Origin of the sequence: Priestia filamentosa (assembly GCF_900177535.1) — a bacterium.
GTDB lineage: Bacteria > Bacillota > Bacilli > Bacillales > Bacillaceae_H > Bacillus_I > Bacillus_I filamentosa.
Genome location: NZ_FXAJ01000002.1, coordinates 215,455 through 227,211, shown reverse-complemented (window position 1 = coordinate 227,211; position 11,757 = coordinate 215,455). Strand labels below are relative to the sequence as shown.

Below are 11,757 nucleotides of genomic sequence, written 5' to 3'. Positions count from 1 at the left end.
CTTATTCATCCTCGATAACAAGCTTGTATCCTAATCCTTTTACAGTCATTAAGTAGATAGGTTTTGAAGGCTGATCTTCTATTTTTTCGCGCAGTCTTCTTATATGAACCATAATTGTATTATCAAATCCAATAAAGTCTTCTCCCCATACAACATCACAAAGTCTTTCTTTACTAATTACTTTATTTGGATTTTCAAGAAAGTGCTTCATTAGTCCAAGCTCTTTTCGTTTAAGCTCTACAGTTTTTCCGTTTTTGACTAGCTCTGCTTTTTCTTCATTGAGTATAAAAGGACCTTTTGTAATAATAGGATCGCTTTTTTCCTGTTCCTTTCCATAACTCGCTCTTCTTAGCTGAGCTTTCACTCTGTAAGCAACCTCTTTTGGACTAAACGGCTTTGTAATATAATCGTCTCCCCCAATTGCAAAACCTAAAATCTTATCGATTTCTTCTGTTTTGGCTGATAAAAAGAGAATTGGTACTTTTGACACTGTGCGAATTTCTTTACATATGTCATATCCTTCTCCATCAGGTAACATAATATCTAGTAAAATAAGATCTGGTTTCTGTTGACGAAATTGAGCCATCCCTTCCTTTGCAGTCGAAGCTGTTAATACGTGCTCAATTCCTTCCTTTCTTAATACCGTCTTTATAAGCAGCAAAATATCTTCTTCATCGTCTATGACAAGTATCTTTTCGTTATTCATCATATCAACAACCACCTTTAAAATGTATCATGCTCCCTATTATATAGAAATTACTATACTTATTAAAACATTGTCGTATTTTCTTCTCTTTCTATAAAAAAACCTTTACAAAAGACTTCTTTTGTAAAGGGCGCAAAGTGACTCATATGAATTTTTCTTTTGCTTTTTGAGGAACTTTATCTTCGTTTATTTCTTCATATGATGTTACACCTTTATCGTTTTTTATAAATAGCTCTAAATAAGCTTGCTGGCGGAGGGGGTTTTGAGACGTAAATGTTACAGTTTTGGCTTCACCGTCTTCCTTCACTGCCCGAAGTGTATATTCATATCTTACAAATACTTCTCCACTAGAAGCTTTTTCCTCTAATTTTTTGCCCTCACCTGTAATTTGTGTATAATATTTGTCAGTCCATAATCGATTAATATTTATGTTCTGGAGAAATAAAAGTGCTCCACCTAATACAACTACAAACGTTATAAGAATGATTGTGGTTTTTTTCATGATTTGTCTCCTTTTCTATTCATTTGTTTTCATCACAATTTTGTAATATGAGTTTACGGTTAAAAAGTAATACAACACATATATGAAAGTATATACACTTACACATATAAGAACAGGAACAACTAGATTTGTTTGTAACAACTTTGATAAAGCGGTTAAAGCTACACTACAATGAGCAATCCCTATAATTAAAGGAAGAGTAAAGATAAATGCTTGCTGTTTCGCTATTGTTTTCTTGATTTGCCTTTTATCTACACCAATTTTATATAAAACAACGTAGCGACTTCTATCTGCATTTGCTTCTGCTAATTGTTTGAAATAAATAATACTTCCTGTCGCAGCAAGAAATACTAGTCCTAAAAAACCTCCCATAAATATCATCAAGCCCGCAGCCTCTAGTCCTGAAGCATAATCTTCATAAAAGCTTGAGAATTGTGCATTATCAGCAAGAACAGCGTTAATACTTTCCGTAAGTTGTTTTGCATGTTCTTCGTCTGTGATTTCATAAACTTCCATGTTTACTTGTTTCTCATTTTTTGCTAACTGCGCAAACATACTATCGCTTACAACAACGGTTGCTCCCGCTGTATACGTATTTAAAACATTATACTTTTTCAACTTTGTAAACGTAATTTCCCTCACTTGCTCATTTCCTTTTAAAGAAACGGTTGAGCCTACATATTTAGGTGTTATCCCTTCAAAATAGGCCGGCTCTAATACAGCTGCTTCATCTCCTTTTAAAAAGAGCTTATCTTTCCTTTTTTGCTCTTGTGCTAACTCATTGAAATCCGTAGATGAAATTACAGTGTACATCATTGTCTTAAAAGGCAGTGTATTCTTTAAGCCTGTAATATCTCCTTTTAGCTCAAGCGTTGAAACTTGTTTATGATACGCCACTTTATGATCTTTATTTTTATGAATTAAATCTTGAACGATTTTTGCTTTACTTTCATCTTCATCTCTAAACATCATACTGTTCGGGTCATTGATTTCTACGTTGCTTTTATTGTTGTAATAAAAACTGTATGCTGTTCCAACGGCTGTTAAGGTTGTTGCACTAAGTATTGCGATAATCGTCAGCATACGAGCATTTCCTTTTATTCGATATAGAAGCTGAGAAACACCAATGAGATTACTTCCCCGCCAAGCATAGCTTTTATTTTTCTTAACAAGCTTTAGTACATAAAGAGATAATGTATTAAATAAAAGATACGAACCTAATATAACCGTTACTAGGATAACGAGAGGAGTCACCATAAACCCTAGCGTTTTCCAAACTTCCGATTTCAATAAGTTTTGAAGCGCAAGCCAGTAACCAATTCCAATGAGGATAAGTGATAAAAGCGCGATGAAAAAAGATGCTTTTGGCTCTTTCTCTCCTTCTTGATCCGCACGGAAAAGTTCAATAAGTTGAAAACGATAGACTAGACGATAACCTTGAAAAGAAGCAATAAGCGTTATAATAAGAAATACAGTTACTGTGTTTATCACAGCGCTAAAAGAAATCTCAAAACTCCCAAGCACTTCGTATCCCATAATACTCATTAAAAGAGACATAAAGAATCTAGATAGAAATGCTCCAAGTAAAATCCCTACAAATAGAGCGCCTATTCCCATAATGAAATTCTCATAAAAGAGCATGCGACCAATCTGTTTTTTACGCACACCCAGTAACGCATATAATCCAACTTCTTTTTTTCGCTTTCTCGTAAAAAAAGTATTGGAATACCAAATAAAAACTGCTACAAAAATGATTAAAATAACAGATGCTCCATTAAAAGCAGAGCTGATTTTTGTTGAAGAATCAGAAGCTGTTTGAATGGTTTTATCGTATTTTAACGAGATAAACGTAAAATAGATGACAATACTAAAAATAAGAGATGTAAAATACAAAAAATAATTTTTGAAATTTTTCCTCATATTTTTTCTAGCAATACTAAAAAGGCTCATCTATGCTCCACCTCCAATGGAAGCAAGAACATGTAGAATTTGCTCAAAGAAACCTTGGCGATCTTTTTCACCTTTATAAATTTCAGCAGCAATGCTGCCATCCTTAATAAACAATACACGTTTGCAAAAACTTGCTGCAAAAGCGTCATGTGTAACCATCATAATCGTTGCTTCTCTTTCTCTATTTAATTTCGTTAAGCTTTCTAACAAACTTTTTGCAGATTTAGAGTCAAGGGCTCCTGTCGGTTCATCTGCTAATACTAAAGCAGGATTTGAAATAATTGCTCGTGCTGCTGCTGTACGCTGTTTCTGCCCTCCTGATATATGGTACGGATACTTATCAAGAAGATCACTAATGCCGAACGTTTTAGCAATATCGTTCACCCGTTTTTCAATTTCTGCTGCTGAGACTTTTGCTAGGGCAAGAGGCAGAAGAATATTTTCTTTTACGGTTAATGTGTCAAGAAGGTTATAGTCTTGAAAAATAAAGCCGAGTTTGTCTCTTCTAAAGTCCGAAAGCTCCTTTTCTTTCATTTTGACGATGTTTTGCTTTGAGATCATAACCTCTCCTGCTGTTGGGGTATCAATGGTTGAAAAAATATTTAGTAATGTTGACTTCCCTGCACCAGAGGGCCCCATAATGCCTATAAATTCTCCTTCTTGAATTTCTAGATTAATGTCTTCTAATGCTCTATATACATTTCCTTTAGTTCCAAATACCTTTTGGATGTTTCTTGCTTTTAAAATGGTTTTCATTTGTGTTCCTCCTTGACTAAGCTACAAGAACGATTATAGATGCTGAACCTTACATCATTTTAATGTAAACCTTACATAAACCTTAAAAAAACCCTTATCAAAGCTGATAAGGGTTTTAAGCATTTATAATATGTTAGTTAAATAAGTTCTTTCCATAATACAGTCATTTTGGAAAGTACACGAAGGAATGCAGATTTTAAAAAAGGGGCCTTTCGTTTCTCTTCATAAGGTTTTCGTACATACTGTTGGTCTTTCGCTATAAGTGCACTATACTCTACTTTATCATCAATAGCTTTCGTTAACTCTGATGCAAATGACTCACTATCAATAATAAGAACAGATTCTGTATTCAAGAAAACAGAACGTGAATCGATATTAAAAGAACCAACAACGCTCAAGCTTTGATCATACACAATGGACTTTCCATGTATAGAATGTGGTCCACCGTATTCATAAAGCGTAGTTCCTGTTTGAACAACACGATCTCTTGATGCCATATATCCCGCAAAAGCAAGAGCATTCGGTGTAGAAATTAACGAATTAGTAAGAACCGTTGTCTCTATCTTTTCATTTCTTTTACGAGGCAGATATTTTTCCATATTTTTAGTTGGAACAATATAAGGACTCTGAATAACTATAGAAGTATGAGCTTGTTTTCCGAGTGAGATTAAACTCTCCCAAACAAAAGGTGTTTTATGAAACCGTTCGATTGGATTATGAATAAAAGCAACTTTATGAGCAGGCACTGTTGATGTTTTCCACTGAAAAAGTGGACTCACAAATTCATTTTGAATTTCCTTTGCTTTTTGATATTTATTTTTCAAACGATCTCTCACACGTTCTCCCTTTTCTTTTTCACGTTCTGAAAGGTTTTGGAAAACAGTCTTTGTATAGGGATGTTTCCATAGTTCATTCATATAGTTTTTCATTGGAATAATAACGCTATCTTTACGCTGTGTTTCATTAAATACTATCGTATCCCGATCATACACAAAATCATCAGAAGGGGTCTTCGCCAAGTACTTGTCTCCTATATTTCTCCCACCAATAATGGCCAAATCCTCATCTGCCATCATTATTTTGTCATGAAGGCGATTATTCCAAGTCCATGGCTTTAATAATGTAAATGGCTCATAGTATTTTAGCTGGATGTTCGGATGTGAAGCTAAAGCATAGCGAACATCACTTCTTTTCCCTCGAAGATTATGGCAAATACCGTCCAAAAGCACGCGTACACGTACACCTCGGTCTGCTGCTTGAAACAGCGCTCCTAAAACGAAATCAGTAGATTCTCCTTTTCCAATGGAGTAATAGGCAATATCAATTGAATTCCTTGCTTCTTGAATCATCTTTATTCGCGCAATTCCTGAGTTATAGCCATCTTCAAGAAGAAGGACCCGGTCATCTTTAGAATGCTGATCTTTCCAAACATGAGCTGTACTTCTACTAGCTTCATCCATTTTTTCAATAGGAAGATAAAACAAAACAACTGCTGTTACTACAGCGTATATAACATATAAAAATAAAACAAACGCTAGTCCTTTCACTATGCTTTTTGCTTTCATCATTTTTCATCTCTTTATGTTTCAATTTTTTCTTATAATTTATAAAAAAGCACTGTTTTATACGATAAATTTTCCCCTTCTTTTTTTGACAGAATAGAAACACATGCTAAAAAGACCTTCTTTAACTCAAGCAAGGCCTTCTTCATTTTCCTATTGAATTCTTATTATATTGAGAGAAGCTCCGATTGTTCCTCCACCAGATATCAAAGTAGCTGTTAATAAAATACTGCTAAAAAGCTGAAGAGAAAGTGTGCTCCCTGCTGTAAGCGGCGTAATACAATCTCTGTAAAATGTCGCATTACTAACAGCCGGAACTAAGATTGTACCTGGAATAGGCGTCCCATTTGCTGTTACCCTTGCTCCAGCTCCAATACCAAGGCCAACTGTTGTATTAATTTGATACGTAATATAATAGCGACCTGTTTCAGGAACAGTGAAAACTGTATCATTTGCATTTCCGATAAAGTTTCCTAAACTTTGGTTGTTCGGAAGGCGAATATTTGTTGATCCACCTAGAGCAACAACAATCACAGATCCAAGCGTGTTTGAAGCAAACATTCCACTTGTTGTCACACTAGTACCTGTTGGGCCTGTTACTCCCCTTGCTCCTGTCGATCCCGTTGCTCCCGTTGCTCCTTCCCCCCACAGTTGCCTAGAGGTCCACAAAAATTTATCCCTGACACCTGTCTTCCTCCTCCACTTCGTACATTTATTCATCTTTTATAATTTATTCAACTTAGTGAAGGACGAAACGGCATTTAACCTACTAAAAAATGAAAGAATATAGTGAAACGATTACGCTATGATTCTATCTTTGGTTGAGAATCAAGCGTTCGTTTGATGCTATCAATTGCTCTATAAATTCCTCCATAACCTGTACAGCGACAGAGATTTCCAGACAAGCCTTCTTTAATTTCGCAATCTGTTGGGCTTTCGTTTTCTTGAAACAAATATTTAGTGGCCATAATCATTCCTGAGGTACAATATCCACACTGAAATCCACCTTCATCTAAAAAAGCTTTTTGACAAATATCTAGGTCCCCTTTTTTTAATCCTTCAATTGTAGTAATATGTGCATTTTGAACTTGATAAGAGAGCACTAAACACGAATTCACTAAATTTCCATCCATTAAAACCAAACATGCCCCACATCTACCAATTCCACAAGAAACTTTTGTACCTGTTAAAGAGAGATCGTCTCGCAAAATATCGACAAGTCTTTTTGTCGGAGAGACAGTAATTGTAAATTTTTCATCATTTACAGAAAAAGTAAGCTTTAATTTTTTTCGTTCTTCTTTCAAATAATGCTTTTCTATTTTTTCATAACTCATTTTCTCACTCCTTCCTCAAGATGATCTAATATATTTTCAGGTTGAAGAGGAAGTTTATTTACAAAGCACTTAGTAGCATCATAAACAGCTGCTGCAATAGCAGGAGCAACAGCAATTGTTCCGATTTCTCCAACGCCTCTAGGACCATAGCTATCTTCTTTATAGAGCGTCTCAATTTTGTTGATGTTCATTTGAAGAGGCAAATCAGAAATACTTGGAATAAGGTATGTGTCAATATTATCTCTTGTATATAATCCGCTACATATATGTGAATCTTCCATTAGAGAATAGCCAAGAGCCATAGCCGCTCCTCCTTCAATTTGCCCTCGATAACCTCGTTCGCTTATGACAGGTCCTGCCGCAATAGCATGGTCCATTTTTGTCACTTTTGCCATTCCAGTTATAACATCTATTTCAACTTCAACCGCAACAGCTCCGAACGCGTATAGAAAATGACCTCCAACAACAGCATCAGGAGTTGTTGGAAAATGAAAATAAGTTTCAACACAAGGGAGTCTGTGAGAAAAAACACGCTTAGCCACTTCTTTGTATGTTATGCACAGGCTATCACGCTCGTCTTGTTTATACCATATCCCTCCTTCTCCTAATAAAAGGCAGTCAGTCGGCAAATTGAGAAACTGAGAAACTCCTTGTAGTAATTGAGCTTTAAATTCTCCTTTCATTCTTTGAATTGCTTGCCATACCATACTTGTGCCTCTTGACGCAGTTGAAGATCCAGAAGAAGGAACATATTTAGTATCTCCAATCACAATTTTCAAATCTTCTGGAGCACATCCAAACTCCTCTGTTGTAATATTTTCAATAACAGATAGCAATCCTTGCCCACATTCTTCAAATCCAAAAGATATTTCAATATCTCCATCTTTCGTTAAAGAAAGTCGCCCACCAGCTGCGTCAAGTCGTCCAAATCCTAACCCACCACCATGCATTGTTATAGCTGCGCCTACTCCAATCAGCTTTCCTTCTTTTCTCCTTCTCTCTTTTTGTAAAATAGGAGATTCTCCAATCGCACAAAGCACATCTCTTGCTCCATCTGTTGGCGCAATTTTTTGGCCTAAGGGTCCTGGATCAAACGTTTCTCTAAGATTCTGCGCTCGAATTTGAAGAGGTTCTAACTTAAGTTCCTCAGCTAAACGATCCATTTGACCCTCAAGTGCAAACGTAATTTGATTTCCTCCAAACCCCCGAAACTCCCCTGCTACACCATTATTAGTAAAAACAGAAACTCCTTTTGTTTTAACATGGGGAATAAGGTAAGGACCTATAGCATGTTCAACTGCAAAATCCAATACTGCTGGCCCTAATGTTGCATAGGCTCCTGTATCTGCTATAATATTTGTCTCTTGAGCAAGCACTTTTCCTTTTCTTGTTGCACCTGTTTTCATCCTAATTTTCATTGGATGACGTTTTATACTTGAACGAATGGATTCACGTCTAGTTTGATGAAGTTTCACAGGTTGCTGCGTTTTCAGGGCAAGAATTGCTCCATATTGCTGCACATTGAGCTCATCCTTCCCACCAAAAGATCCTCCCATTGGACTTGAAACAACTCTTATATCCTGTTCAGGAATGGCAAGAATACGAGCAAGCTGAAAACGATCTTTATAGCCATGCTGTGTTCCCATGTAAACCGTAATCTTTCCATCCTCTTCTGGAACTACAACTCCTCCTTCTGTTTCCATATAAAGATGGGCTTGCCGAGGCAACTTATATGTTTCCTCAATAATTATGTCACAGTTTGCAAATCCTTCTTCAACATCTCCTTTTTCATACTGGGCTTGATATAAAACATTGCCATTTGGATGAAGTTTCACAGCATTTTTCTCTAAGGCTTGTTCTGGACTAGAAATGATAGGAAGCTCTTCATAACATACTTCAATAAGCTCTAATGCCTGTTCAGCTATCCGTTCATTTTCAGCTGCTACCGCTGCAATAGCATCTCCTATATAGCGAACTCGCTCTTCACAAAAAACAGGTTGATCAGGAAAAACAATTCCAAATCGATTCATTCCCTTCACATCTTTACTCGTTACAACCGCTTTTACTCCTGCTAATTCTTCAGCTTTTTTCGTACAGATTGAGAGGATATTTGCATGAGGATACTTACTTCTGAGTACTTTTCCATACAGCATATTTGGAAAAGTTAAGTCTGTTAAATATTTAAGTTCACCTGTTACTTTCTCCTTTCCATCAGGACGAACTCTGTCTTTTATTGTTTCGTTCATCAAAGCCCCTCCTCTTTCATCTTCTCCCCAAATAAAACTTTGTGTACTTTTTCTTCAATAATGTTACAAGCAAGCTTTTGGCGATATGTCCCAGAGGCAATAGCATCTGTATAAGGGCGAAATTCTTTTCTTATCTTTTCTTTTAATAACCTTAAATCTTCTCTTTTTTTCACGTTTTTTTTAATCCAGTCTTCACAATTAAAAAGGCGTTTTGTCTCATTGTTTGCATAGCCTGTTACAAGACGAACTTCCTTTATTTCTTCCTTATCTTTTTCAATATAGCCAGCAACTGTTAGCGTTGAAAGTATAAAAGCTTCCCTGCCGCCTACTTTTTGATAGAAAGTAGATTCATATTGCTTTTTAAGATAAATGGCCGTTACTATTTCTTCATAGATACGATTAAGCTTCCGCTCCTCTAACCATTTCACAATTTTCTTTCGTTCATAACCCTTTGGTGTAAACACTTCAATTTCTGCATCAATTGCAACCAAAAGAGGAAGAAGATCCCCATAAACACCAGTTATGTTTCCCCCAATTGTTCCTCTGTTCCGAACAGAAATACACCCTATTTCTCTAAGAGCTTCTTGTAAAAATGGAGCGTACTTTTTAATAAGTTCATTTTTAAGACAATGTGAGAGCGTTGAAAGAGCACCTAGTCTAATAGAAAGTTCTTTTTCTTTATATTCCGTAATGCCTGTAAGTTCTGTTATGTTTTCTAAACTAATTAAATGCTTCGGCATCTCTCCACTTTTTTCCCATTGAAGTTGAAGGAGGGTGCCCCCTGCAATAAATTCTGCTTTTAGTCCTAGCTTTCTCTTCATATCAAGAGCTTCTGTAATTGTATTTGGTATCCAAACATACGGCGTGCTTGTCATTGCTTCGTTAATCATCATTTTCTCCTTTCCCGAAAAACATGTTCATATGCTTCTTTTGTATCAATATCATAGAGCCACTTCTTTTCCTTATAAGAAAGAAAAAGACCATCACTTCTATGTTTCAAGATCTTCCTAGCTCCTATATCTCCTTCTAAACTTAAAAGAAGAGGAAACATACTATCCGCAAATAAGATAGGAGGCGCCATCGTCCCTTGAAAACGAGGGGCAATAAAGGAAAGGAACGGTTGCTTAGAGTAGGTGAACATTAGATGATTAATCATTGTAGAAGTTACAAAAGGCTGATCTGCCAGAAGAACAACAACTGCATTTACTTGTTGATGTATTGCTTCTTGCACACCACACTTTAATGAATATGCCTGCCCTTTTTCAGCTCTGATACAAGAAACGAAGTGAACTCTTTTATCACTTTTGTTCATCCAAAAAAGATCATCATTTGGACGGTGAACAACGATAATTGTATGAAGTTGAGATAAAAGAGCATGTGAAAGAGATGTATTTCCGATGGTAGAGGTTTGAAAAGGTAAAGATAATTTATTTACTCCCATTCTCTTGCTAGAACCTGCAGCTAGAAAGATTCCCGCTATTTTCATGCTGATGTACGGCTTTCTCTCACTGCTAAACGCTGTTGCTGAACAAGCTGTGCCACAATGCTAACCGCAATTTCTTCAGGTCCTTCTGCTCCAATTGAGAGACCAACTGGACTATATATATAAGGGGGAACTTCTCTTCCTTCAAAGAGCCGCTTCGTTCTATTCGCAGATCCTAGTAATCCTACATACTGAAGCTGTTTCTTGCCTAGAAGAGATAAAATTTCTTGGTCACGTTGAAAATTATGGGTGAGGATGACAACAAAGTCTTTAGGCTGAATAGTCATTTTATTGATTACTTCATGTGGAAAAGAGACAATGAGCTCATCTGCAAGAGGAAAAGCTTCCCTGTGACAGTAACTTCTTCTCCAATCTGTTACTGTCACAGAAAAACCAGTTTGAGCTGCAAGTCTTGCAAGGGGGATAGCATCTTCTCCACCTCCAAATAATAGAAGTCGTGGTTTTGGATAAAAACAGTGAACATATACATATGAGGCATGTTCGTTAAAAAATGCCACACCACTCTTTTCTTTTCCATATAACATCAATTTTTTTACATTTGGAGAAACTGCTCCTTCCCATTCTCCGAAAACATATTCATCTTCTGAAATAAACAGATAGTGAGAAACTCTTAAATCATGCGTAATTTTCTTTACAACGGTTACCGTTTTACCGTGTTTTAAAAATTCTCCAAGCGTTAGTAAATGCTTACGCAGTTTTTCATCTATTCCTTGAACAAGCACGTGAATAATTCCATTACATCCAGCTCCGGTCCCCCATAGCAAGTCGTCTTCGCTCTTCATGTTAAATGTAAAAGTAGCCGATTTTGATGTTCCAAAGAAGTCTGCTGCACGTTGAAATAAATCTTCTTCTAAACATCCGGCACTTAAAACACCTGCTTTTTCTCCATTTTCCAATAAGAGCATTGATGTTCCTTCTTTGCGATATGATGAGCCTTCTACTTCGATAATAGTAGCTAAAACAGCTTTTGGTTTAGAACATTTCAACAAAGTTAGAATGTCATATATATTCTCCATCCCTCTTTCTCCTCTCCTTCCTGTTCCCTCTAAAAAAGCAAGGTATGTCCTATACTCTTACAAAAATTAATTTCCTTAGTAATCTTTTGTAAATCATAGACGATTTTCTAAATTCAAACCTCACAATTGTCATATCTTTTAACACTCATTCTTTCTTTTTAGAAAAAATGTGTTTCTTATT

Annotated in this window: 11 protein-coding genes; all 11 read right to left on the bottom strand. The window is 36.2% G+C overall.

What is annotated here, in order from left to right:
* Nucleotide 1: 1 nt before the first annotated feature.
* The 11 genes from B9N79_RS08275 to B9N79_RS08225 all read right to left on the bottom strand — a co-directional run bounded on the left by B9N79_RS08275 (nucleotide 2) and on the right by B9N79_RS08225 (nucleotide 11,576).
* Complete coding sequence (locus tag B9N79_RS08275; RefSeq protein ID WP_046217118.1) at nucleotides 2-709, bottom strand: response regulator transcription factor; 708 nt, start codon at nucleotides 707-709, stop codon at nucleotides 2-4.
* Between the two features lie 139 nt (nucleotides 710-848).
* A complete protein-coding gene (locus B9N79_RS08270) occupies nucleotides 849-1,208 on the bottom strand; it encodes a YxeA family protein (RefSeq protein ID WP_046217117.1) in 360 nt (119 codons plus the stop codon).
* Nucleotides 1,209-1,223: 15 nt separating this feature from the next.
* Nucleotides 1,224-3,158 (bottom strand): ABC transporter permease, encoded by a 1,935-nt coding sequence (locus B9N79_RS08265; RefSeq protein WP_019395437.1) that lies wholly within the window; start codon nucleotides 3,156-3,158, stop codon nucleotides 1,224-1,226.
* Entirely contained in the window at nucleotides 3,159-3,914 is a 756-nt protein-coding gene (locus B9N79_RS08260; protein ID WP_019395436.1) for an ABC transporter ATP-binding protein, read from the bottom strand. It lies immediately after the preceding gene.
* 137 nt (nucleotides 3,915-4,051) lie between these two features.
* Nucleotides 4,052-5,482, bottom strand: a complete 1,431-nt coding sequence (locus B9N79_RS08255) for a phospholipase D-like domain-containing protein (protein WP_085118109.1) — start codon at nucleotides 5,480-5,482, stop codon at nucleotides 4,052-4,054.
* 147 nt (nucleotides 5,483-5,629) lie between these two features.
* Nucleotides 5,630-6,145, bottom strand: a complete 516-nt coding sequence (locus B9N79_RS08250; RefSeq protein ID WP_239695492.1) for a BclA C-terminal domain-containing protein — start codon at nucleotides 6,143-6,145, stop codon at nucleotides 5,630-5,632.
* Between the two features lie 134 nt (nucleotides 6,146-6,279).
* Nucleotides 6,280-6,810 (bottom strand): (2Fe-2S)-binding protein, encoded by a 531-nt coding sequence (locus tag B9N79_RS08245; RefSeq protein ID WP_019395433.1) that lies wholly within the window; start codon nucleotides 6,808-6,810, stop codon nucleotides 6,280-6,282.
* Nucleotides 6,807-9,056: a xanthine dehydrogenase subunit D gene (gene pucD / locus B9N79_RS08240; RefSeq protein WP_046217115.1), complete on the bottom strand. Its 2,250-nt coding sequence runs from the start codon at nucleotides 9,054-9,056 to the stop codon at nucleotides 6,807-6,809. The genes B9N79_RS08245 and pucD overlap by 4 nt, the downstream gene beginning before the upstream one ends.
* Nucleotides 9,056-9,946, bottom strand: a complete 891-nt coding sequence (locus tag B9N79_RS08235; RefSeq protein ID WP_048896763.1) for an FAD binding domain-containing protein — start codon at nucleotides 9,944-9,946, stop codon at nucleotides 9,056-9,058. The genes pucD and B9N79_RS08235 overlap by 1 nt, the downstream gene beginning before the upstream one ends.
* The gene (locus tag B9N79_RS08230; protein ID WP_046217114.1) at nucleotides 9,946-10,542 is read right to left on the bottom strand and encodes a nucleotidyltransferase family protein; all 597 of its coding nucleotides are present in this window, start codon (nucleotides 10,540-10,542) and stop codon (nucleotides 9,946-9,948) included. The genes B9N79_RS08235 and B9N79_RS08230 overlap by 1 nt, the downstream gene beginning before the upstream one ends.
* Nucleotides 10,539-11,576, bottom strand: a complete 1,038-nt coding sequence (locus B9N79_RS08225; protein WP_046217113.1) for an XdhC family protein — start codon at nucleotides 11,574-11,576, stop codon at nucleotides 10,539-10,541. Before B9N79_RS08225 ends, B9N79_RS08230 begins: the two co-directional genes overlap by 4 nt.
* Between the last annotated feature and the right edge of the window lie 181 nt (nucleotides 11,577-11,757).